Source organism: Qipengyuania pacifica (assembly GCF_019711555.1).
Lineage (GTDB): Bacteria > Pseudomonadota > Alphaproteobacteria > Sphingomonadales > Sphingomonadaceae > Qipengyuania > Qipengyuania pacifica.
On sequence record NZ_JAIGNQ010000001.1, the window covers coordinates 445,195 to 467,831 of the forward strand.

The window sequence follows — 22,637 nt, forward strand, 5'->3', positions numbered from 1 at the left end:
GATCTTTGGATCACCAGGGGGGCGGTTCCGCAAGGAGCCGCCCTTCTTCTTTGTCCGCAATGCGCGTCAGTGCACTGGCGGATCGACGCGCGGGACCTGCCGCACGGGTGCCACCGGCTCGCCCTCGTGACGCGGCGGCATGGCATTTTCGGGGACGTCGTCGATTTGCATGTCGCGGGTTTCGATATGCTCGAGATTGCGCACGCAGACTTTCAGCGTGCTGCCATCCCATTCGATTTCGTTGAAACTGGGCGGTGTCGAACGGGTCCGCTTGGACAGGGTACCTGCCCCGACCATGCGCACCGCACCTTCCTGCGTGTTTTCCAGAATATCGAACGCGTCATGCACATGGCCCGACAGGACTGCCTCGACGCCACGCTTCGCCAGTTCCCGCAAAGCGTGGTCACCATGCTTTGTAAGAGCCGTCCCCTCCGTGCCGACTTCGCGAAGCGGATGATGGACGGCAACCAGAACGCGCGTACCCTTCGGCAGGGAATCAATCTTTGCCAGGCACCGTTCCAGCGCGCGCGGGCTGACCCAGCCCTTCGACCAATTGAGACGCGGCTGCATGCGAACCGCAGTCTTCAGCGGCACGATGGCAAGCGAGCCGAGATCCAGCTCTCGCTCGACCTTTTCCTGCATGCCGCGAAACCGCTTGTACGGTGTGGCAAACCGCTCGAACAGATTGAAGTAAGGCAGGTCGTGATTGCCCACGCCGACGGTAACGGGCGCATCCAATGAATTGATCCACTGCGTTGCCGCAGCAAATTCCCGATGACGCGCGCGCATCGTCAGGTCCCCTGTTATGGCCACCGCATCGGGGCATTTATCGGAGATTTCCTGCTTCACCCAGTCGAGTGCGCGGTTGTTCTCAAGTCCGAAATGGATATCGGAAAGGTGGAATATGCGGCGAAATTCAGTAGCCATGCGCAGTCGCTAGCAGATCGACCGGGCATTCAGCCACCGTGAATTCGGCACGGGATTCCAGCTGTGCCGGCTCCCCGTCGATAAGGATGTTCAAAGGTTCGCCCGCACAGTTTTCGATCACGAGCCGGTCGAGCAGGCCAAGGCGTTCGTGCGGACCTTCGCGAAACCGGCGGCGCAACACTGCCCAGCTCTGCTGCAGGAATTCGCCTGCGTTCTCGAGCGGATAGCCATCGGTCTGCATGCCGCGGTGGCTGGGGGTCAGCTCGATCAGCGGGTAGCCTTCCTGATCGCCGATGGCGGGATCGACCATACGGACGCGCGCGCCGCCCGTCGTTTCGGCCAAGGCATCACTGGCACCTTGTGCAAGGCTGGCGACGTCGAAATCCCGCATGGCTTCGCGCACGCCGGCCCAGGCCGTGCCCGGCCCGACAAGCAGCCCGGCATGCGCCCGCCCAGCGTCGCAGCATGCCATCAGCGGGCGGATCGCCCGGTAAGCGCCTCGCGCAATGCGATCGAGGACATCTTCGCAGGTGGCTTCTTCGCCGTGGAGCCTGACACTCAGCAGATTCATCGTGCCGCCGGGCAACACGAGGATTTCCCCATCCCAGCCGGAAGCGGCCTCGATCACCGCATTGAGACTGCCATCGCCGGTAAAAACGATCAGACGCGATACGTTTCCGTCTTCGAGTTCACGGGCGGTCGGAAGATCATCGGCTGGAAATTCAATCCTTCTTTCTTCGCCAAGACCGTGAGCGGCGAGAGATTGATCGAGAGCCCTCAGGCCAGCATCGTCATTGCTGCCACTGCGTGAATTGACCACCAGCCAGGTTTTATGGGACGACATGCCGAGAAAGCGCGGAACCGACGTCGCAGTTCCCGACGCTCAGACTCTACCGTTGAGCAGCAGCCATGCCGTTACCGCGTTGAGCGCGCTATAACAGCCATAGACCCATGCTGCAGCGGGCCAGCCGTTATCGCTCAGGGCCATTGCGACAATCAGCACGCAGAACTCTATCACTAGGGACAGCTTTCCACCGTTCGCGGTGAAGGATTGCGGCAGAGTATCGAGCATCGGGTGGTTCGATTCCAGAACCGCCTTGTGAACCGCGAAGTTCACGGTGCCGAGAACAAATAGGATGCCAAGCAGCATGACGGACGTTCTAGGCCATTCCGGACCGTGCTGCCAAATCCCTTCTCTTCGCCAGCCTTAGCGCCCGGCCATTGCCTTGACCTTTGGCAGATAGGTCCGCCCGATACGCAGGGTTTCGCCATCGTCCAGTTCGACCGACCACACGCCAAGACCATCATGACGCAGGCCCGTTATGCGATCTTTGCGAAGGATGGTGGACCGATGGATACGAATGAACTTTGCAGGATCGAGCCGCTTTTCCAGCCCCGCGATGGTTTGCAGCAGGAGATAGGTCCTGGCAGCGTCGTCACTACCGACATGCAGGCGGACGTAGTCGCGCTCGGCATCGATCCGATCGACTTCCGAGGTCGCTATGCGGATGAGTTCGGAGCGATGGGGAATCCATAGCTCATCCAGCCAGGCGCTTTCCGACCTGCTTCCTTCACCGCGCCGCCCTGCGGCCCGCGACACCGCCCGCTCCAGCCTTTCAGGCTTCACCGGCTTCAGCACATAATCGACCGCATCGAGATCGAAGGCTTCGACTGCGTAATTGTCATGTGCCGTCACGAAAACCACGGCCGGACGCTCCGTCTGTTTGGCCAATGATTTCGCGACCGAGATACCATCCACTTCAGGCATCGTCATGTCGAGCAGGATGAGATCGGGCTTGAGGGCATCGACCAGCCGGAGCGCCTGCGCCCCGTCGCTCGCCGTGCCGACGACCTGAATGGCGGGAATCTTGGCGCAGATGACCTGCATCCGCTCCACAGCCAGAGGTTCGTCATCGACGATTAGCGTCTTCAGCGTTTCGACCGGATTTTCAGCCATGCTTCACCATCGGTAGTCTCAGTTCGGTTTCATAGCCGGTCAGCGTTGCACCGGAAACGATCGTAGCGGCGTTGCCGAAGCGCGCCTCTATCCGATCCCGCACATTCGCCAGGCCGATACCGAATCCATGTTTATCGCCCGCGCTTCCCGGACCGTCGTCGCTCACCATCAGTACGAGGCGCCCGTATTCTTCGCGTGCCGTAATCGATATCGTCACGGGCTTGCTGGAAGCCGAAACGCCGTATTTGACCGAATTTTCAACGAGGGGCTGCAGGATCATGCCTGGCACCTTGTAGCCTGCAAGTTCGCTGGGAAGATCGACCCTGACCCGCAACCTTTCGGGGAAACGAACCGATTCGATTTCGAGGTAATGTTCCTGCAGATCGATCTCGTCCTCGAGGGTCACATCGCCGGTCGAATCGTCGGCCAGACTGTGGCGATAGAAACGGGAGATTGTCTGGATCATCTGTTCCGCCCGTTCGGCCTTGCCGGTCATCACCAGTGCGGACAGCGAATTGAAGGTGTTGAAGAGAAAATGCGGATTCACCTGATATCGTAACGAGCGCAGTTCGGCCGCCTTTGCCGCGCTGCGGAAGCGCTCGCCCCGGCGTTCGGCAGCGCGTGCCTGCGCCCCTGCGAGCAAGGCGAGAAACAGCGCGGCCCATGCCAGCAGCAGGAAGTAGCGCCCGATCGCGAGATCGAAGGTCATCTTCCATTGGTCGAGCGCCGTCGGCGCCGGCGCAATCAACACGCTTTGGGGCAGCACGTCCTCGACATCCTCGTTCATTTGCGTGCGCGGAAGGTCGATCAGGAGATTACCGGCATCGTCGCGCCTGAGAGCGATCCCCCGATCCTTGCCCATCTGCTGCTCGACCTTCTCCTCGATCGAATCGAAGACCCAGCGGTTGGCCTGCGCGATCATGATCGCCCCCGGCATCGAGGCGATCAGCGCCACCGCGATCTTGATGCCGAGTGATCGCTGCTCGACGACGCGCAGGCATAGCCAGAGCAAAGCGGTGACGCCTACCCCGATCAGACAGACGAGGGCACGGCGCCACAAGAGTTCATCCTGGAATTCGAGGCCGACGATCGCGCCGCGCAAGGTGATGAGCAGGAAATAGCACAGCCACACGCCGACCATGGACGCGAACACGACTTTTACCGGTACCGGCTCGTCATCGGGACTTATCTGGGGCTCATTGGTCGACACGATTGAACGTGTGCCCATTCGCTCCCGCAATTGCCAGAGCCGCGGTCGACAGCCCTGTGTGGTTGGTCGACTGGCCTGCTATTCGGCAGGCTCGAATTCCCCTTCGGCGATCCGGCGACGCCATTCTGCCGGGGCAAGCGTGTGAACATTATTGCCCGCGGCATCGACCGCTACGGTGACAGGCATGTCCTCGACCTCGAATTCGTAGATCGCTTCCATGCCAAGATCTTCGAAGGCGACGACCCTGGCGCCCTTGATGGCGCGGCTGACGAGGTAGGCCGCGCCGCCGGTTGCCATCAGATAAGCCACCTTGAACCTGCTGATCACCTCGACTGCGTTATGGCCGCGCTCCGCCTTGCCGATCATGGCGAGGAGGCCCAGGTCAAGCATCGTTTCAGTAAATTTGTCCATGCGCGTGGCGGTGGTGGGGCCGGCGGGGCCGACGACTTCGCCCATGACGGGGTCGACGGGGCCGACGTAATAGATGGCGCGGCCCTTGAAATCGACCGGCAGCGGCTCGCCGGCATCGAGCATGTCCTTGATCCGCTTGTGCGCCGCATCGCGCCCGGTGAGCATCTTGCCCGACAGGAGAAGGCGGTCGCCATGCTCCCAGCTGGCGACTTCTTCCGGGCTCAGGGCGTCGAGATCGACGCGCTTGGCTGCGGCGTCAGGCTTCCATGTCACCTGCGGATATTCGTCCAGCCTGGGCGGCTCGAGATAGGCCGGCCCCGAGCCATCCAGCGTGAAGTGCGCATGCCGCGTGGCGGCACAGTTCGGTATCATCGCCACCGGCTTGCCGGCGGCATGGCACGGCGCGTCCAGAATTTTCACGTCGAGCACGGTCGACAGGCCCCCAAGCCCCTGTGCCCCCACACCCATCGCGTTGACCGCGTCGAATATGTCGATGCGCAACTGCTCGATATCGTTCTGGGCTCCACGCTGCTTGAGCAGGCCCATGTCGATAGGATCCATCAGGCTCTGCTTGGCAAGCTTCATGCAATGTTCCGCGGTGCCGCCGATGCCGATGCCCAGCATGCCCGGAGGACACCAGCCCGCGCCCATGGAAGGGATCTGTTCCAGCACCCAGTCGACGATATTGTCCGACGGGTTCATCATCTTGAACTTCGACTTGTTCTCGCTGCCGCCGCCCTTGGCTGCCACGTCGACGCCGATCGAATTGCCGGGGACCATCTCAACCGAGAGCACGCACGGCGTATTGTCGCGTGTATTGCGACGCGTGAACGCCGGATCGGCAAGGATCGACGCGCGCAGCTTGTTGTCCGGATGATTGTAGGCGCGGCGAACGCCTTCATCGACGACTTCCTGCAAGGAGCGTTCGCTGTCGAGGCGACAGTTCATGCCCCATTTGACGAAGACGTTGACGATACCGGTGTCCTGGCAGATCGGCCGGTGCCCTTCGGCGCACATGCGGCTGTTCGTCAGGATCTGCGCGATTGCATCCTTTGCCGCGGGGCCTTTCTCGGCCTCGTACGCATCGCCCAGGGCGCGGATGTAATCCATCGGGTGGTAGTAAGAAATATACTGGAGGGCGTCGGCGACGCTCTCGATAAGGTCGTTTTCGCTGATGACAGTCATGTCGCTCATCGCCGCAAATTCCCATGTTGCAGATTTGCGCTCCCCGATAGGCGCGTTACCGGCCATCGGTCAAAGCGCTTGGCCCAAACCGGCCATGCGCCTAAAGGCATCTGATGCTTGCACAAGCGTATTATTGATGTAATACAGTTCGCGGAATGACCATGACATTGACCTCTACCCGCCCCGATTATGCCGCCGCCCGGAAGGCGATGATCGATAGCCAGCTGCGCACGAGCGGCGTGAACGAGACTTTCGTGCTCGATCGCATGAAGGCCGTTCCGCGCGAAGATTTCGTACCCGAAAGCGCGAAGGCTACGGCCTATATGGATAGAGCCATCCGCCTTGAAGGTGGCGGCTTCCTGCCCGCTCCGCTGTTTCATGGTGCAATGCTGGCAGAAGCGCGGCCGGCATTGGACGACCGGGTTCTGATCGTGGACGCCGGTAGCGGATATCTGCCGGCGCTGGTCACACCGCTCGCCGGGAAAGTCGACGTGATCACTCCGGAAGAAGCCGCCAATGGCGACAAGCGTGGAAAGTACACGCTTATCCTGGTCGATGGCGCGATCGAGCATGTGCCCGCGGCGCTGGCCAAAATGGTCGAAGATGGCGGCCGTGTCGTTACCGGCATGGTCGAACGGGGCGTCACGCGGCTCGCCACCGGGCGCAAGTCCGGCAAGGCGCTGGCCCTGCTTCCACTCGCCGAAATGGGAATTCCGCGGCTCGGCGCGTTCGACCGGCCACAAAGCTGGAGCTTTTGATGCGCCGCGCCGGGTTTGTCAGTGTTCTGAGCATCGGGGCGAGTGCCTTCGCGCTCGCGGCATCCAACCCTGCGCAGGCAGACACACTGCAGGAAGCGCTGACCAGCGCTTACGAAAACAACCCGATCCTGCTGGCAGCAAGAGCAGGTCAGCGCGCGACCGACGAAGAAGTACCGATCCAGCGCGCCCAAGGCCTGCCCACCGTCAGCGTGGCGGGCGCCTACACCGAATTTCTCAAGCAGAGCGCCGTCCAGTTCGCCGCACCCGATCGAGTGGTCCAGATTGGCCCCACGTTAGAAGTACCGATCTATTCGGGTGGCGCCGTCAAGAACTCCCTGAAGGCAGCGAAGGAGCGCGTTTCGGCCGGACAAGCCGATCTGCGTGCAACCGAAAGTTCGGTCTTCAGCCAGGTCGTCGCCGCTTACATGGACGTCTTGCGCAACGAAGCGATCGTGTCGCTGTCGGCCAATCAGGTCGAAGTGTTGGGCGTCAATCTTCGGGCCACGAGCGACCGGTTCGAAATAGGCGATCTCACGCGCACCGACGTGGCGCAGTCGCAATCCCGGCTCGCGCTGGCGCAGAGCGATCTGGAAAGCGCGCGGTCGAATCTGATCAGCGCCCGCGAAACATACATCAGGTTGGTTGGCGAGGCGCCGCAGGATTTGCAGGCACCCCCCGACCTTCCGGGCATCCCCGCTGACGTGGAAACAGCGGTCGATGTGGCGCTGGCCAACAATCCCGACCTGATCGGCGACAAGGAACGCGCCGTAGCCGCGGGTTTCGACAGCGAGGTGGCGGGATCGGGACGAACCCCGCGTGTGTCGGTTTTTGCCGGCGGCAATTACACCGATTATCTCGGCACGCTGGGCGGCAATCTGGCCGGCGTGTCGCAATCCGAAACAACATCCAATGCCGGCGTCCGTCTGAGCATCCCAATCTTCCAGGGCGGTTTGCCCGCGGCGCGCCAAAGGCAGGCGCAGGCACGCGAGTCGGCGGCGCTGGAACAGGTCATCGCTACCGAACGCGACGTAATCGCGCAGGTCCGCGCCGCGTGGGCAAGCTGGCAGGCATCGCTGGCGGTGATCGATAGCAGCCAGGTGGCCGTCGATGCCGCATCGCTCAGCCTGGAAGGCGTGCAGGCGGAAAATTCGATCGGTACGCGCCAGATTCTCGACGTGCTGAATGCCGAACAGGAATTGCTGAACGCGCGCGTGCAGCTCGTGACGGCGCGCCGAAACGCCTATGTTGCGGGCTTTTCACTGCTTGCCGCCATGGGCCGGGCGGAAGCGCGCGACCTGAACCTGATGGGCGAAGGAATGCTGTATAATCCTGCGCTCAACTACGAACGCGTCCGCGGCAAGATCTGGGATTGGGACCGCGATCCGGACCCTGAAGCCGAAGCGACCCGCACGGTGGACGTGCCTGCGCCGGACGCAAGCTATCCGACCGATGGTGAAAACACTCTGGAATCAGGCTATCGCGTTCGTGTACCGAATCGGGAAGAACCGATTCGTTAACAGGGGCCTGACAGACAATGCAGCAACAGGGTGAACCGTCGGTCGAAGAAATTTTGGACTCGATCAAGAAGGTCATCGCACGCGACAATCGCGAAGGCATGATCCTCGAGCGCCGTCGGCGTTCTTCGACCGGAAGTACCGAAGAACGCGCATCACCGTCTGACGAATGCGAAACGGACGAAGTCCTCGAGTTGGCCGAAGAGATCGCGCTCGACGATGCATCTGCAACCTCCGGCGATGATGGCGAAAGCGCCGATTCCGATACGGACGCGCTGACTCGCGGCGATACACGCGACGCGATGCGGCAGAATTTCGCTGCTCTGGCGATGCTGGCCAAGCCCGGTAAGCAGCCGCAGATCGTACGGTCCGGCGAAACGTCGCTGGAAGGTCTGGTGCGGGAAATGCTGCGACCGATGCTTGCCCAGTGGCTGGACGACAATTTGCCTGGCATGGTCGAAGACCTGGTGAAGGCGGAAATCGCGCGGATCGCCGGCAAGCGCAGTTAAGGCCATCAGTCTCCCTTTGACCGCCAGTTCCAAATCCACGCGCAAGGCCGAAAAGGCGCTGGCGAAAACCGGTGGCGCATCAGCAGAGCGTCAGATCTTCCTGTGCGCCATTTCGGAAAAGCAGAAATGCTGCCGCCGCGAAGAAGGCAAGGAAGCCTGGAACTACCTCAAGAAACGTTTGAAGGATCTTGGCCTTGTCGGGCGCAAAGGGACAGTCCAGCGGACCAAGGCCGATTGCCTGCAGATCTGCGAAGCCGGGCCTATTGCAGTCGTCTGGCCCGATAACGTCTGGTACCATTCCTGCGGACCGGAGGTGCTCGAGGCGATCATCCAGCGCCATCTGATCGCTGGCGTCCCGGTCGAAGAATACCGGCTGCGCCCGGCCGATTAATCGTCGTCGCGAAGACGGTCTTCGATGGATTCGTCGTGACCCGTCCCGGACGACAGGAAAACCAGGCCCATCAATGCGCTGGTCAGCAGCATGGTGAACCCGATCCCCAGGGCAGATGCGATGTAATAATGGATCGAGATTTCCTCGTGTCCATATTTGTACAGCAGGGCCAGGGCGATGGCGACGATGCCGACAGTCAGCAGGAACATAAACCGCATGATCCGCCGATAACGCGCCCAGGCAAACGCAGCCTGTTCAGGATCGTCGAGGGGAGATTTCTGAACCATCACCACCGCACATGGCCGTCATCGCACCGCGATTCAACGCCCGCCTGCTTCCGATTCGCTTTTTGCCTGTGAAACTGGCATTCTAGGTGAACAGCAACGGAGGAGATCTCGCATGGAAATCAGCCGACTGATCGAGGGACGGGCAAGTTCGAACGTCATATCCTCGACTGTGGACGCGCCGGTCCGCGAAGCGATCGCGCTCCTTGCATCGAAACGCATCGGCGCGGTCCCCATCATGGAAGGCGGCCAGATCGTCGGCATTTTTTCCGAGCGCGACGTGATCTATCGTCTGGCCGACGAAGGTGATGCGTGCCTGGAGCGTCCGATCGGCGAGGTAATGACCGCCCCGGCCATCACCGTCGAAAGATCGGCGACCGTTCTCGATGCGCTGACACTCATGACGAAGCGCCGAATCCGCCATCTGCCTGTTGTCGACGGGGAGACGATGTGCGGATTCATTTCGATCGGCGACCTGGTCAAGGCGCGTCTGGACGAAATCCAGCACGAGGCGGAAGCCATGCGCGAATATATCCGTACCGCTTGAGACCGGGCTCGGGACAACCTACATCTTGGCCATGACACCAGCACCCACCCTGACCGACGCTGCCGCTGCCCGTATTGCGGCAATCGCCGAAAAGCAGGCCAAGCCTGCGATTCTGCGTCTGTCCGTCGAAGGAGGCGGCTGTTCGGGTTTCCAGTACAGGTTCGGGCTCGCCGAAGACATGGACGACGAGGATTCGATCAGCGAGAATGCCGGCGTGAAACTGGTAGTCGATGCCGTCAGTCTCGACCTGGTCGCGGGGAGCACCGTCGATTTCGTCGAATCGCTGGGCGGAGCCGCGTTTCGAGTCGAAAACCCGCAGGCGGCTGCCGGCTGTGGCTGCGGTTCCAGCTTCGGCATTTAGATTAGACCCGCGCTGGCGTTTCGGGCATCAGGTCCGCCATGCGTATCGCCAGCTTCAACATCAACGGTATCAAGGCCCGCCTGCCTCGTCTCAAGGAATGGCTTGAGGAAACCCGTCCGACCGTCGCCTGCCTGCAGGAAATCAAGACGATGGACGAAGGCTTCCCCGCGGACGAATTCGAGGCGATCGGTTACAAAGCCATCTGGCATGGCCAAAAGGGCTTCAACGGCGTGGCCATTCTGGCCGACGGTATAGAGCCCAAGGAAATACAGCGCGGCCTCGGCATCGACGGCCCGAAAGAAGGGGAGGGTGAACAGGCCCGCTATCTGGAAGCCGACGTGAACGGGGTACGGATCTGCAACCTCTACCTGCCCAATGGCAATCCGCATCCGGGGCCCAAGTTCGATTACAAGCTGGCCTGGATGGAAAAGCTGCGCGAGCGGACACGCCAAATCTGGGACGACGAAGTCCCGGCGGTCGTCCTCGGCGATTTCAATGTCATCCCCGAAGACAAGGATGTCTGGTCCGTCAGGGCCATGGCGGACGATGCGCTGATGCAACCCGAATCACGCGATCACTATGCGCGCTTTCTTTCCGATGGCTGGACCGATGCGATCGACACGCTCAACCCCCGGGGCGGCGTGTGGACCTTCTGGGATTACCAGGCCGGCGCATGGCAGCGTGACCACGGCTTCCGCATCGATCATCTCTTGCTGTCGCCCGAACTGGCCGACCGCATGACGGCCGCAGGTGTCGACAAGGCCTATCGCGGCAGGGAAAAGTCGAGCGACCATACCCCGGTCTGGGTGGACCTGCGGGACTGAGGCTGCGCGAGGGGGCCCTGTATGGGCTGCCCCTGCACAACAGACGTTACAGCCGCTCAGCGATAGAAGACGTGCGTGTCGATGGTGGCGAGGGCGACCTTGCGGTGGCTCCAGCGCGGTCGCACGTAATTTGCATGGAAGAACAGCGCGTCGCCCGCCTTGCTGTCCCACAACCCGCGATGGGCAATGCGAGCGATCGCTTTTGCCCGTTTCCACGCGGCCGAGCCGGTGCGGACCTTGGGCATGCGGCCGCCCTTCACGAAGGAGAATTGCGAACGCTGGTAAACCACGCCGCAATAGCTGGAAGGGAACCGGCGATCTTCGGCGCGGTTGACGATTACCTGAGCGACCGCAAGCTGACCTTCGAGCGGTTCGCCGCGTGCCTCGAAATAGACGGCACCGGCAAGGCAATGCATCTCGTCGGAAAGCTGGCCCGCGGTGGGTATGGTCGAAACCAGTTCGCGCAGACTGCTGGCGTTGGAATCGGTTGAATTTTCAGTTGGCAGTTCCGCGTCGCCGGGAGGTTCCTGCACTACGGCCTTCTCTACGAAGACGGGCACCACTTCTTCGGTAAGCTGTGCCTCGGTAGCATTCTGATCGGTTGCATGTGCCGCAACCTGGGCATTGGCCCCGGAACCTTCGGCTCCGGCAAGAATAGTAAGGGTAATTGCCGCGATAATCGCGGTGAAACCGGTAGTCTTGCGAATCATTTGTCACTGACAACTAAGCGGTTGGCAGTCTGTCGCAGGTCGGGGTCCTTGGCGCGTTGGTTGCGTCCTGAAATGCGGATCCGTTTACTGGCCTGCCGACCACCCCCCGTCTGCGTGCATGCGTACCGACCCCATTGCCGTCCTACGCCGCCTGCGCATCGAAGTTGAGCGGCCAAATAGTCTCAATTGCAATCAAGTCAAGTTAATGCGCGCCCTGTGCGATGAAGCGTTCTGCGTTTTCGACGTCCAGCTCGATCACCCAGCAATCCGGGTCTGAAGCGCGTCTGCGGGCGAGATATTCATCAAAATCTGTTTTGTTTTCAGTATCTTGCTCACGGGTGCAAATGAAGGCGCGGGAGCCGTCACGCTGCGGCATACGCTCCCAAAGCATTGTATTCGCGCCATTATGCGTGGTTAACACGAGGATGACGCCCGCGTCTTTTTCCCCCTTCTGGATAACCATTCCAAAGCCGCCCGCCGATTCCACGGTGCGTACGAGGCCAGATACTTCCAGATGCGCGGGCAGGCGGGCATCGGACATCGCCGTCAACCTTCGGCCAGATAACCGGGCAGGCTGGACAAAGGGATGTGCGAGCGCATGAATGTCCCGGTTCCCCGGCCGATCTCGTCGCCTTCGGCGTCGACCAGCCGCGATTCCGCCACGAATACCCGCTTGCGCCCGCTCACCCAGCGGCCTTCCGCGACCACTTCGCCGATCCGCACCGGCTTGGTGAAATGGAGATTGAACGATGTCGTCAGCAGGAAACGGTCGGAAACGAAGGTGTTCGCTGCATAGAATCCGGCATCGTCGAGCATCTTGAAATAGATCGTGCCGTGGGCTGCCCCAGCGGCGTGATAGACCTCTTCGGTCACATTGAAGGTGATGCGCGCAGCCCCTTCGCCCGTGATTTCGAGGCGGGATGCGAAGAGCGCATTGACCGGCGCCGAAGCGTAGAGGCTTTCCAGCGCCCGGTGATGGCGCTGTGCCCCGCTGGATGCGGCCCCGGTCATTGCTCCCTCTCTCCCCTAGCGCGGCTCGACCCAGCCGATCGACCCGTCGTGCCGGCGATAGACCATATTGTGGGCCCCGCTACCGGCATTTTTGAACAACAGGCCATTGGCGTTCTGCAGATCCAGCAGCATGACCGCATCGGCAACGCTGCATTCGGGTATCATGGCCTTGGTTTCGGCGACGATCGGCGGGCTGTCCGATGTGACTTCCTCGTCATTGTCGGGTTCGGGCGCTGCCAGGATCGTATAGGCGGCTTCCGTTTCGCGTACCGCGTGAGCGGCCTGTTCGTGACGGTCCTTTATCCGGCGCTTGTACCGGCGCAACTGCTTTTCGATCTTGCTCGCGGCGGCATCGAATGCCTGATGCACATCATGCGCTTCGGCATGACCCTTCAGGATGAGGCCCTGCATCACATGCGTCACGATATCGGAGGTGAAGGCGCCACCCGGCCCCTTGCCGAAGGTGACGTGCGATGAAATTGCGCGGTTGAAATATTTATCGACGATGGAGTTCAGTCGATCGTCGACATGTTCCTGCAGGGCGGAGCCAGTGTCGATCTGGTGGCCGGAAACGCGAATGTCCATCTTGTCGTTTTCTCCTTTATCGTCCCCCGTGCGACCCCAACTCTCCGGCCCGTCTGCCGGTTTCCACCTGCCGGGAATCTAGCCCCAGAGAGGGTTTTCGATTTCCGCCATGAATTCCCGATGCCGCGCAAGTTCCGCCTGGCTGGCGAAATGCGGACGCGGTTCGCGCCGCGGCCCCGCGGGAGCCTTTCGCACCGCAACGATAGTCTGCTCGCCAGCGATCTCGGCCATCGCCGCCTCAGCTGCCAGTTCCAATCCGATCTGGCGGCCGCCCTTCAGTTCTACATAGACCTGCGCCAGCAACTCGGCATCGAGCAGCGCGCCGTGTTTGACCCGGTGGCTGCGATCGATCCCGTAGCGGCTGCACAGCGCATCGAGCGAAAGCTTGGCACCCAGGTGACGCTTGCGCGCAATAGCCACCGTGTCGACCATGCGCGTCGTACACACCGGTTCCTTGGCGATCAGTGCCAGTTCCGCATTGAGAAAGCCGAAATCGAAGCCGGCATTATGCGCGACAAGCGGCGAATCCCCGATGAAGTCGAGCAATTCCTGCGCCACTTCGCGAAACAGGGGTTTGTCCGACAGGAATGCCGCCGAAAGACCATGAACGGCTTCGGCGCCTGCCGGCATGTCGCGTTCGGGATTGAAATAGGCGTGATATGTTGCGCCCGTCGGCACGAGATTGACCATCTCGATGCAGCCGATCTCCACCATTCGGTCCCCCGTCTTGGGATCCAGGCCGGTTGTCTCGGTATCGAATACGATCTCACGCATCCACACTTCTATCGGCCCCGTGGCCGCAGATTACAAGGGGGTTACAGCGAGCCTTGCCGCCGTGGCGCAGACTTCAATTCTTCGATCAGCACGCGAACTGCATCTTCCGTCTCGGCAAGGCTGGTGCCGGTATCGATCACATGGTCCGCCCGCTCGCGCTTTTCGCTGTCGGGAGTCTGGATGGCGAGGATCTGGGTAAATTTTTCCTCGGTCATGCCGGGCCGGGCAAGTACCCGTTGCCTCTGTTTTTCAGCCGATGCCGAAACGACCACGACCCGGTCTACTGCAGCGGCGCCACCTTTTTCGAACAGGAGTGGGATGTCGAAGACGACGACCGGCGCTCCCGAATGTTCGATCATGAAGGCCTGACGCTTCTGTCCAACGGCAGGGTGGACGATGGATTCCAGCCGCGCCAATTCTGCGGCATTGCCGAAGACCAGCGCGCCAAGCGTTTCGCGCGAAACGCCGCTTTCGTCCGTAGTGCCGGGGAACGCATGCTCAATGGCAGCAACCAGTTCGCCGCCGGGTCCCTGCATGGCCCTCACTTCGGCATCGGCATCGAATACGGGCACCCCTGCAGCCTCGAACATGGCCGCTACGGTCGATTTTCCCATGCCGATTGAGCCGGTAAGGCCGATGATGAGGGGGCGGCTCATGCCATGAGTCTTTCCCGCAATTCCCCATCGAATTCACGCGGCGGCTCTATTCCGAAGAAGTGCGTAAATGCTGCGGCCGCCTGCCCGATCAGCATCGCCAGTCCATCGATGGTCTCGAACCCGGCTTCGCGAGCGGATTTCAAAAATGGTGTATCCACGGGGTCCGTGACGATATCGTAAGCAATCGAACCCGGCGGAGCATGACTCCAGTCGAAGGGCAGCGGCGGCTTGCCTTTCATTCCCAGGGGCGAAGCGTTGACGACCAGATCGCAGCAGCCCTTGCGGTCGTCGAAGACGAAGTCCGTGGCCGCAGCAAAGTGGTCGATCTGTGCTGCATGGTGTTCCCCGCTTGGGTCCAGTTCCTCCAGCAGGGCGTCGGCCTTGGCCCGGTCCCGTCCCGCGACGACGAGGGTGAAGCCCTCTCTTGCGAGACCCGAAACGATCGCCCGTGCAGCGCCGCCTGTTCCGATTACTCGCGCCATGCGGAAATAATGCTGCTGGCGAAGTCGATCGGTCAAGGGTTCGAGAAATCCCGCCACATCGGTATTGCGCCCAACCAGCTTTCCATCAGCCGCTTTTACGACGGTGTTCACCGCGCCAACCTGCTTTGCCAGTGGTTCGAGGCGGTCGAGCAGTGGCATGATTGTCTGCTTGTGCGGCATGGTGACATTGCATCCACACCAATCCGAGGCCCTGCGCCTGTCTGCAACATAGTCCGCAAGTCCACCCGCATCGACTTGTGTCGCGCGATAATCGGCGTCCAGCCCCAGCCGTTCTATCCAGAAACCGTGAATCGCGGGCGATTTGGATTGCGCGATCGGATCGCCGATCACCTCGGCATGGCGCGTCACGACAGCAAGGCGCCTTCTTCCCGCAAGGCATCGAGCACCTGCAGCAGGGGCATCCCCAGCACGGTGAACTGGTCTCCCATGATACCGTCGAAGAGCTGCGCGCCCGGGCCTTCTATACGGAATACGCCAACGCACTGGCTTACTGCGGGCCATTCCGCATCGAGATAGGTTTCGATGAACGCGTCGCTCAATTCACGTACATGCAACCTTGCAAAGTCGGACCCGACCCAAAGGATCTGGCCATCACGCGCCAGCGCTGCAGCGCTGTGCAATGTCATTACCCCACCGGAAAAAGACCGCAGATGGTCTGCCGCGTTCTCGCGGCTGGTGGGTTTGTCGAACCGCTTGCCATCAAACTCGACCAGCGAATCCGATCCCAGCACCAGATCGCCCGGCCGGCTTGCGGAAACCGAGGCTGCCTTCGCCGCGGCCAGCGCCTGTGCAATCTCGGCAGGGTCGGCATAGTCCATCTCCGCTTCGAGCGCGCGCTCGTCCACATCTGCCGCTTGCGCGGTAAACGAGACGCCCGCCGCTTCGAGCATCGCCTTGCGCGACGCGCTGTTCGAGGCGAGCACGATGCCGGTTCCGCCGAGTTTCGTCATATGGGCTTTGCTCCCTGGCGCGTACCCCGCGCCTTTCGTTCGTTGTGGAGCCGAATAATCGCGGCGGCAGTTTCCTCGATCGAACGCCGCGTTACATCGATTACCGCCCAGCCATTATCGGCAAACATGCGGCGGGCGAACTTCAATTCGTCCTTCACGCGCTCGTTATCGACATAGTCGGTTTCCCGTTCCTCGTTCAGAGTAAGCAGCCGGTTGCGGCGGATCTGGATGAGCCGCTCGGGCGCGGTCGTGAGCCCCACCACCATCGGGTTCTGCAATTCGTAGAGTTTGGGCGGCGGCGGGCTTTCCACCACCAGCGGAATGTTGGCGACCTTGTACCCGCGATTGGCGAGGTAGATGCTGGTCGGAGTCTTCGAACTGCGCGAGACGCCCGCCAGGACAATGTCCGCTTCCTCCCAGTTCTCCCAGCCGATCCCGTCATCATGGGCGATGGTGAACTGGATTGCCTCGACGCGATTGAAATATGCCTGGTCCATGGCGTGCTGCCGGCCCGGCCGTCCATGCGCTTCCTGGCCGAGCGCCTTCTCCAGCGCCTCCGTCACCCGGTCGAGGATCGGGACAGCCGGCAGACCCAGTTGGCCGCATGCTTCTTCGAGCCGCGTGCGAGTGTCCAGATTGACGAGCGTGAACAATACGAGCCCCGGATTGCCCTTGAGCTCGGGCAGGATCCGTTCAAGATGCTGCCGGCTGCGGACCATCGGCCAGAAGTGGCGTACGACATCGGCATCCTCGAACTGCGCAAGGGCCGCTTTGGCGAGCATTTCGAGCGTTTCGCCGGTCGAATCTGACAGCAGATGGAGATGCACGCGATTGGAGATTTTGGCGGTCCTGCAGCCTGTGGAGAACGGGTGGCATAAACCACGGGAGAAAGCTGGCGACAAGTTCGGGACGAAAAACCCTCCACGAAACGAGTCTTTCACGGGCCGATTCCCGCACAGCAAATCCGATTTATGCGCAGGGGTGGGGACAGCGAGGATAAGTTTGACTCGACTCAACACGGCGGGCGAGTCGCATTGCAGAGGTTGCCCTTTGCAGCGCGGGAGAAATCGGGCAGGGGCCAGTTATCCCTGAAATCCACAGGGCCAACAGACTCCTTCAACCTCTATATAAATAATATTATTTATTGGATTGGACTCATCGATGCCCGGTCTTCTTCTCGATACGCTTAACGGCAAGCGCGGTGCGCAGGTGCCTCTCTGGCTCATGCGCCAGGCTGGTCGTTACCTGCCCGAATACCGCGCGCTGCGGGCGGAAAAGGGCGGCTTTCTCGCCATGGCCTACGACAGCGAAGCGGCTTGCGAAATAAGCTTGCAGCCGATCGACCGGTTTGGCTTCGACGGAGCGATCCTGTTTTCCGATATCCTGATCGTGCCGCACGCTCTGGGGCAACATCTGGAATTTCTGGCGGGCGAGGGTCCCAAGCTGTCGCCGCCGCTGGTCGATGCAGCACTCGATGCCCTGACCTGCGACCGTTCGCGCTACGATCCGATCTACGAAACCGTCCGGCGCTGTCGCCAGCGACTTCCCGATGATGTGACGATGCTTGGTTTTGCAGGCAGCCCCTGGACGGTTGCGACCTACATGGTGGCGGGCGAGGGCAGCCGCGACCAGCACGATGCCCGGGCCATGGCTTATCGCGATCCAGCCAAGCTCGACGCGATCCTGGATGCGATCGTGGGCGAAACGATCGAATATCTTTCGGGACAGATCGATGCTGGCGCCGAAGCGGTGCAGCTATTCGACAGCTGGTCAGGCAGTCTTGCACCCGACGAATTCGAGCGGCTGGTGATTGCGCCGAATGCGCGGATCGTCGCCGCGCTGCGTGCACGCCATCCCGATACGCCGGTGATCGGTTTCCCGAAGGGGGCAGGGGAGAAATTGCCGGCCTACGCCCGCGAAACCGGGGTCCAGGCGGTGGGAGTGGATGAAACGATCGACCCGAACTGGGCGGCCCGCGAATTACCCGCCGGCATGCCCGTGCAGGGCAATTTCGATCCGCTGCTGCTGCTCGCCGGCAGCGATCGGCTGGAGCACCGCGTCCGGTTGATCCTCGAAGCCTTTGCAGACCGCCCGCATGTCTTCAATCTCGGTCACGGGATAGACCGGCGCACCCCGATCGAACATGTCGATCGGCTGATTGCGACGGTTCGTAGTTTCAAGGGGTGACGAGGGCGTGAGCGGTCATTACATGTTCGGGCAATGCAGGATGTCCTCGCCATGACCTACTACTGGCTGAAGGCCGGCCACATCATTTTCATGGTGTTCTGGATGGCCGGTCTGTTCATGCTGCCCCGTCAGATGATCTATCTGCATGCAGCGGCGCCCGGATCCGAAGAATCGGCTCTGTGGGCGAAAAGGATGGGTCTGCTGCGAAAGGTTATCCTCACACCCAGCCTGATCGTTGTCTGGGTTCTGGGCCTGCTTCTGGCGATGTCGATCGGTGCATGGGACCAGGGATGGTTTCACGCCAAATTGTTGTTTGTGGTGCTTCTGACGGCGTTCCACGGCATAATGGTCGCACGATCCAAGAAAATGGCAGCGGGCGAGCGCCCGATGACGGAAAAGCAATTGCGGATCTGGGGTGAATTTCCCGGGATCGCGCTCGCCATCATCGTCGTGCTGGTTGTCGTCAAACCGTTCTGAGCTTCGGTACGTCGCTTTGTGAATTGACGCCCCCCTGACGCGGGCGTAACTGCGCATCATCAACCGGCTACGGGCTTCGCATCCTGACGAGGCCGGGTCTGCTTTCTCCAAGCCCCTACCGACCCGCCGGCCATCCCAACCGAATACCGAGTATAACCACATGCATCTTAAAGACCTCAAAGCAAAAGCTCCGGCAGATCTGGTCGCGATGGCCGAAGAACTGGGCGTCGAAGCGGCGGGCACAATGCGCCGCCAGGATCTCATGTTCTGCATCCTGCGCGAACTGGCGGACGATGAAGAATACAATGAAGAAATCATGGGCATCGGCACGATCGAAGTGCTGCAGGACGGCTTCGGCTTCCTGCGTTCGCCCGAAGCGAATTACCTTGCCGGCCCGGACGATATATACGTTTCGCCCAACCAGATCCGCAAATGGGGCCTGCGCACCGGCGATACGGTCGAAGGCCAGATCCGCGCACCTCAGGAAGGCGAGCGCTATTTCGCCCTGACCGGCCTGACTTCGGTCAATTACGAAGATCCGGCCAATGTGCGCACACGCACCAACTTCGACAATCTCACGCCGCTCTATCCCGAAGAAAAGCTGACGCTCGATACGCTCGATCCGACGGTGAAGGACAAGAGCGCGCGGGTGATCGACATCATCTCGCCGCAGGGTAAGGGCCAGCGCGCGCTGATCGTTGCGCCGCCGCGCACCGGTAAGACCGTGCTGCTGCAGAACATCGCCAAGGCGATTACCGACAACCATCCGGAAGTCTTCCTGCTGGTGCTGCTCGTCGACGAGCGCCCGGAAGAAGTCACCGACATGCAACGCAGCGTCAACGGCGAGGTTATCTCCTCGACTTTCGACGAACCGGCCAATCGCCATGTCCAGGTCGCGGAAATGGTCATCGAAAAGGCCAAGCGCCTGGTTGAACACAAGAAGGATGTCGTCATCCTGCTCGATTCGATTACCCGTCTCGGCCGTGCCTACAACACCGTGGTTCCCAGCTCGGGCAAGGTGCTGACAGGCGGTGTCGATGCGAACGCCCTGCAGCGGCCCAAGCGCTTCTTCGGTGCGGCCCGCAATATCGAGGAGGGCGGCTCGCTTTCCATCATCGCCACGGCGTTGATCGATACCGGCAGCCGCATGGACGAGGTTATCTTCGAAGAATTCAAGGGCACGGGTAACTCCGAAATCGTGCTCGATCGCAAGGTCGCCGACAAGCGCATCTTCCCCGCTCTCGACGTCGGCAAGTCCGGCACGCGCAAGGAAGAACTGCTGGTCGAGAAGGACAAGCTCTCCAAGATGTGGGTCCTGCGCCGTATCCTCATGCAGATGGGCACGATCGACGCGATGGAATTCCTTCTCGACAAGATGAAGGATTCCAAGACCAACGAAGATTTCTTCGCCAATATGAACCAGTAAATACAACCATTTGCGGTTAACGACCTGTTAGACACGTCGGACGTATCAGTTGCTGCAAGGAAGATTTATGCAGCAACTGATTTACGTTTCATACGCGAGCGACGATTTCCAGTCGGGCGATGTTTTCAAGATTATCGAGACGTCCGCGCGTAACAATCCCACGCGGGATGTGACCGGTTTTCTGGTCTACGCCCACGACACATTCGTTCAGTTCGTCGAAGGCCCTGCCGCGTCTCTCGACGCCTTGCTAGAAGATCTCAAGGCCGACAGCAGGCACCAGCGCCTCGAGGTGCTGGAGCGCCGGGAAGGGCGCGGGCGCTGTTTCCCGAACTGGCGGATGGAGCGGCTGGCCGTATCTGGCGGTGACGCCCGGATACTCGAGCAGAAACTGCGGCAGACCGAAATTTCGCAGGCGACGATAGCGCGTCTGATCGAAACCATCATGACGCCGCGCATGGCTGCGTAAGATCTTGATAAATCAGCCTTTCTGACGCTCCAGCATCGCCGCCATCTGTTCCCAGACCTTGTTGACGGCCTTCAGGGGCCGCACCATCACCTTGAAGTCGGCGATCATGCCATCCTCGTCGAAGCGGATGAGGTCGATGCCATTCACATGGATGCCATCCATCTCGGTCGTGAACTCGAGCATCGCGTTATCGCCATCGACGAGCTCGCGCACATATTGGAAACTGTCGTTGCCGAGCGTCTGCCCGGCCGCCGCTAGATAGGCGACCACGATCTGGCGACCCTCCTGCGGCGTATGCACGACCGGCGAATGGAATACCGCGTCGTCGCGGATGATCGCTGCCAGCGCGTCCGGCGCGCTGCCTTCTTCGATGACCTTGTGCCACTTCTGCAAGCCGAGTTCTGCGCTCATGCTACCTCCCTGAACGTGTCCGCACGCGCGGCTGCCCAGGCTTTGGCATAGGGGGTGGATTCCGGAGAGTCGAGCAGCTGGCCGGGTCCGAGGAATCGATAGAGATGCTCGAAACTGTCGGACTGCACCCCGTTGATCCGCTCCGACATCAGATGGGGCGCGATCTGCCAGGGATTATCGAGTCCCATGGCGATCACCATTTCGCGGAAGGAATGCAGCGTATGCCGCTGGAAGCGCGTTACGCGTTCGGCCTTTTCCATCGGCACGAGCCCGCGTTGCCGGGTCGAGTCCTGCGTGGCGACGCCGGTAGGGCAGGCATCGGTATGGCATTTGAGCGACTGGACGCAGCCAAGCGCGAACATGAAGGCGCGGCCGGCATTGCAGAAATCCGCGCCGAGCCCGAAATTCATCGCCATGCCCGCACCGGAATGCACCTTTCCCGCCGCCGCCAGCTTTATCTCGGGCTTAAGCCCAGACCCGACCAGAGCGTTGCGAACCAGGATCAACCCTTCGCGCAAAGGCATGCCCACCCGGTTCGAAAACTCGACCGGCGCCGCACCCGTGCCGCCTTCTGCGCCATCGACGACGATGTAATCGAGCACGATGCCGGTTTCCCGCATGGCCTTGATCACGGCAAAGACTTCGTGCGGCTTGCCGACACACAGTTTCATGCCGATCGGCTTGCCTCCGGATAGGTCGCGCAGTTTTGCGGCCCACTCCAGCATGCCGATCGGTGTCGAAAAGGTCGAATGCGCCGCGGGCGAGATGCAATCCGTGCCAACGGTCACGCCGCGCGCTTCGGCGATTTCTTCCGTTACCTTGGTGCCGGGCAATACACCGCCGTGACCCGGCTTCGCGCCTTGGCTGATCTTGATTTCGATCATCTTGACCTGGTCGTCGCGCGCATTGTCGGCAAACCGGTCCGGATCGAACGATCCGTCGTCCTTGCGGCATCCGAAATAGCCACTGCCGATTTCCCAGACGAGGTCCCCGCCATGCGAACGGTGATAGCGCGAGATGCCGCCTTCGCCCGTGTCGTGGTAGAAATTGCCCGCCGCTGCGCCCTTGTTCAGGGCCATGATCGCGTTGGCCGACAGCGATCCGAAACTCATTGCCGAGATGTTGAGCAGCGCCGCGGAGTAGGGTTTGTCACACTGGCTGCTGCCCACATCGACCCGCCATTCCGCGGGTACATCGGCATTCGGTGTCATCGAATGGGCAAGCCACTCGTATTCGTCCGAATATACGTCCAGTTCCGTGCCGAACGGGTGGCTGTCGAGCTGGCCCTTCGATCGCGCATAGACCAGCGCACGCTGCTGGTGGTTGAAGGGCCGCCCTTCGAGGTCACCCTCTACCAGATAGGCCCGCGCATAGGGGCGCAGGTCTTCCATCATCCAGCGCACATGGGCGAGCAGCGGATAATTCCGCCACAAGGTATGGCGGCGCTGACAGAAGTCATACACCGCCACGACCAGTAACGGGATCGTGAAGACCAGGCCCCAGCGCAGCGATCCGACCATACCGAACAGGGTGGTCAGCAGCACGACGACCAACGTCGGGCCAAACCGCATGAACAGTTCGGACGATTCGCGCATATGCGCGA

General features: G+C 61.1%; 29 protein-coding genes. 11 read left to right on the plus strand and 18 right to left on the minus strand.

All coding sequences use genetic code 11. The features are described from left to right. Nucleotides 1-66 precede the first annotated feature (66 nt). The 6 genes from K3177_RS02195 to K3177_RS02220 form a co-directional block, all read right to left on the minus strand. On the minus strand, nt 67-927 hold the full coding sequence (locus K3177_RS02195) for a metallophosphoesterase family protein (protein WP_221596766.1): 861 nt from the start codon (nt 925-927) through the stop codon (nt 67-69). Beyond that, complete coding sequence (locus K3177_RS02200; protein ID WP_221596768.1) at nt 917-1,771, minus strand: diacylglycerol/lipid kinase family protein; 855 nt, start codon at nt 1,769-1,771, stop codon at nt 917-919. Before K3177_RS02200 ends, K3177_RS02195 begins: the two co-directional genes overlap by 11 nt. Before the next feature lie 39 nt (nt 1,772-1,810). Next, a complete protein-coding gene (locus K3177_RS02205; RefSeq protein ID WP_221596770.1) occupies nt 1,811-2,077 on the minus strand; it encodes a hypothetical protein in 267 nt (88 codons plus the stop codon). 57 nt (nt 2,078-2,134) lie between these two features. After that, nucleotides 2,135-2,884 (minus strand): LytR/AlgR family response regulator transcription factor, encoded by a 750-nt coding sequence (locus K3177_RS02210; RefSeq protein WP_103024754.1) that lies wholly within the window; start codon nt 2,882-2,884, stop codon nt 2,135-2,137. Then, nucleotides 2,877-4,094: a sensor histidine kinase gene (locus K3177_RS02215; RefSeq protein ID WP_345725339.1), complete on the minus strand. Its 1,218-nt coding sequence runs from the start codon at nt 4,092-4,094 to the stop codon at nt 2,877-2,879. The genes K3177_RS02210 and K3177_RS02215 overlap by 8 nt, the downstream gene beginning before the upstream one ends. Nucleotides 4,095-4,172: 78 nt before the next feature. Next, complete coding sequence (locus K3177_RS02220) at nt 4,173-5,690, minus strand: fumarate hydratase (protein ID WP_420493667.1); 1,518 nt, start codon at nt 5,688-5,690, stop codon at nt 4,173-4,175. Nucleotides 5,691-5,845: 155 nt separating this feature from the next. Between K3177_RS02220 and K3177_RS02225 the strand changes: the two genes are divergently transcribed. The 4 genes from K3177_RS02225 to K3177_RS02240 are packed head-to-tail and all read left to right on the plus strand — an operon-like array spanning nt 5,846 to nt 8,862. Next, complete coding sequence (locus K3177_RS02225) at nt 5,846-6,448, plus strand: protein-L-isoaspartate O-methyltransferase family protein (protein WP_345725340.1); 603 nt, start codon at nt 5,846-5,848, stop codon at nt 6,446-6,448. Further along, the gene (locus K3177_RS02230; RefSeq protein ID WP_196847259.1) at nt 6,448-7,965 is read left to right on the plus strand and encodes a TolC family outer membrane protein; all 1,518 of its coding nucleotides are present in this window, start codon (nt 6,448-6,450) and stop codon (nt 7,963-7,965) included. The genes K3177_RS02225 and K3177_RS02230 overlap by 1 nt, the downstream gene beginning before the upstream one ends. Before the next feature lie 17 nt (nt 7,966-7,982). After that, on the plus strand, nt 7,983-8,471 hold the full coding sequence (locus K3177_RS02235; RefSeq protein ID WP_103024751.1) for a DUF2497 domain-containing protein: 489 nt from the start codon (nt 7,983-7,985) through the stop codon (nt 8,469-8,471). A gap of 16 nt (nt 8,472-8,487) precedes the next feature. Then, nucleotides 8,488-8,862 (plus strand): (2Fe-2S) ferredoxin domain-containing protein, encoded by a 375-nt coding sequence (locus tag K3177_RS02240; protein ID WP_221596776.1) that lies wholly within the window; start codon nt 8,488-8,490, stop codon nt 8,860-8,862. Here K3177_RS02240 and K3177_RS02245 read toward each other — a convergent pair. Continuing rightward, nucleotides 8,859-9,149, minus strand: a complete 291-nt coding sequence (locus K3177_RS02245) for a hypothetical protein (RefSeq protein ID WP_221596778.1) — start codon at nt 9,147-9,149, stop codon at nt 8,859-8,861. The genes K3177_RS02240 and K3177_RS02245 overlap by 4 nt on opposite strands. A 112-nt stretch (nt 9,150-9,261) precedes the next feature. Between K3177_RS02245 and K3177_RS02250 the strand changes: the two genes are divergently transcribed. The 3 genes from K3177_RS02250 to xth are packed head-to-tail and all read left to right on the plus strand — an operon-like array spanning nt 9,262 to nt 10,878. Continuing rightward, on the plus strand, nt 9,262-9,693 hold the full coding sequence (locus K3177_RS02250; protein ID WP_221596781.1) for a CBS domain-containing protein: 432 nt from the start codon (nt 9,262-9,264) through the stop codon (nt 9,691-9,693). Nucleotides 9,694-9,724: 31 nt separating this feature from the next. Further along, a complete protein-coding gene (locus K3177_RS02255) occupies nt 9,725-10,054 on the plus strand; it encodes a HesB/IscA family protein (protein ID WP_221596783.1) in 330 nt (109 codons plus the stop codon). Between the two features lie 38 nt (nt 10,055-10,092). Next, nucleotides 10,093-10,878 carry an exodeoxyribonuclease III gene (xth, locus tag K3177_RS02260; protein ID WP_221596785.1) on the plus strand — a complete coding sequence of 262 codons (786 nt, stop codon included), beginning with the start codon at nt 10,093-10,095 and terminating at the stop codon, nt 10,876-10,878. A gap of 56 nt (nt 10,879-10,934) precedes the next feature. Here the strand turns inward: xth and K3177_RS02265 are convergent, their stop codons facing one another. From K3177_RS02265 to K3177_RS02300, 9 genes are all read right to left on the minus strand, one after another. Beyond that, the gene (locus K3177_RS02265) at nt 10,935-11,588 is read right to left on the minus strand and encodes a cell wall hydrolase (RefSeq protein ID WP_221596787.1); all 654 of its coding nucleotides are present in this window, start codon (nt 11,586-11,588) and stop codon (nt 10,935-10,937) included. 202 nt (nt 11,589-11,790) lie between these two features. Next, nucleotides 11,791-12,129, minus strand: coding sequence for a DUF1491 family protein (locus K3177_RS02270; RefSeq protein ID WP_221596789.1), 339 nt, complete (start codon nt 12,127-12,129; stop codon nt 11,791-11,793). 5 nt (nt 12,130-12,134) lie between these two features. Continuing rightward, entirely contained in the window at nt 12,135-12,599 is a 465-nt protein-coding gene (locus K3177_RS02275; protein WP_196847265.1) for a PaaI family thioesterase, read from the minus strand. 15 nt (nt 12,600-12,614) lie between these two features. Beyond that, entirely contained in the window at nt 12,615-13,184 is a 570-nt protein-coding gene (hpf, locus tag K3177_RS02280; protein ID WP_103024742.1) for a ribosome hibernation-promoting factor, HPF/YfiA family, read from the minus strand. A gap of 78 nt (nt 13,185-13,262) precedes the next feature. Further along, the gene (gene dnaQ / locus K3177_RS02285; protein WP_221596791.1) at nt 13,263-13,958 is read right to left on the minus strand and encodes a DNA polymerase III subunit epsilon; all 696 of its coding nucleotides are present in this window, start codon (nt 13,956-13,958) and stop codon (nt 13,263-13,265) included. 41 nt (nt 13,959-13,999) lie between these two features. Then, nucleotides 14,000-14,614 (minus strand): dephospho-CoA kinase, encoded by a 615-nt coding sequence (gene coaE / locus K3177_RS02290; protein WP_221596793.1) that lies wholly within the window; start codon nt 14,612-14,614, stop codon nt 14,000-14,002. Then, nucleotides 14,611-15,465, minus strand: a complete 855-nt coding sequence (aroE, locus tag K3177_RS02295; protein WP_345725341.1) for a shikimate dehydrogenase — start codon at nt 15,463-15,465, stop codon at nt 14,611-14,613. Before aroE ends, coaE begins: the two co-directional genes overlap by 4 nt. After that, nucleotides 15,462-16,067: a Maf family protein gene (locus tag K3177_RS15275; protein WP_247714193.1), complete on the minus strand. Its 606-nt coding sequence runs from the start codon at nt 16,065-16,067 to the stop codon at nt 15,462-15,464. The genes aroE and K3177_RS15275 overlap by 4 nt, the downstream gene beginning before the upstream one ends. Next, the gene (locus K3177_RS02300) at nt 16,064-16,849 is read right to left on the minus strand and encodes a pyruvate, water dikinase regulatory protein (protein WP_234003251.1); all 786 of its coding nucleotides are present in this window, start codon (nt 16,847-16,849) and stop codon (nt 16,064-16,066) included. The genes K3177_RS15275 and K3177_RS02300 overlap by 4 nt, the downstream gene beginning before the upstream one ends. A gap of 379 nt (nt 16,850-17,228) precedes the next feature. Between K3177_RS02300 and hemE the strand changes: the two genes are divergently transcribed. The 4 genes from hemE (at nt 17,229) to K3177_RS02320 (ending at nt 20,623) form a co-directional block, all read left to right on the plus strand. Then, nucleotides 17,229-18,254: a uroporphyrinogen decarboxylase gene (hemE, locus tag K3177_RS02305; protein WP_221596797.1), complete on the plus strand. Its 1,026-nt coding sequence runs from the start codon at nt 17,229-17,231 to the stop codon at nt 18,252-18,254. Between the two features lie 33 nt (nt 18,255-18,287). Then, nucleotides 18,288-18,731, plus strand: a complete 444-nt coding sequence (locus K3177_RS02310; protein ID WP_221596798.1) for a CopD family protein — start codon at nt 18,288-18,290, stop codon at nt 18,729-18,731. 160 nt (nt 18,732-18,891) lie between these two features. Then, nucleotides 18,892-20,157, plus strand: a complete 1,266-nt coding sequence (gene rho / locus K3177_RS02315; RefSeq protein ID WP_103024735.1) for a transcription termination factor Rho — start codon at nt 18,892-18,894, stop codon at nt 20,155-20,157. A gap of 67 nt (nt 20,158-20,224) precedes the next feature. Then, nucleotides 20,225-20,623: a BLUF domain-containing protein gene (locus K3177_RS02320; RefSeq protein WP_221596800.1), complete on the plus strand. Its 399-nt coding sequence runs from the start codon at nt 20,225-20,227 to the stop codon at nt 20,621-20,623. Between the two features lie 12 nt (nt 20,624-20,635). On the opposite strand, the gene K3177_RS02325 is transcribed toward K3177_RS02320, so the two are convergent. Together K3177_RS02325 and K3177_RS02330 are read right to left on the minus strand one after the other, a co-directional pair. Then, nucleotides 20,636-21,034 carry a nuclear transport factor 2 family protein gene (locus K3177_RS02325; protein WP_221596802.1) on the minus strand — a complete coding sequence of 133 codons (399 nt, stop codon included), beginning with the start codon at nt 21,032-21,034 and terminating at the stop codon, nt 20,636-20,638. Then, the gene (locus K3177_RS02330; RefSeq protein ID WP_420493661.1) at nt 21,031-22,629 is read right to left on the minus strand and encodes an FMN-binding glutamate synthase family protein; all 1,599 of its coding nucleotides are present in this window, start codon (nt 22,627-22,629) and stop codon (nt 21,031-21,033) included. The genes K3177_RS02325 and K3177_RS02330 overlap by 4 nt, the downstream gene beginning before the upstream one ends. Between the last annotated feature and the right edge of the window lie 8 nt (nt 22,630-22,637).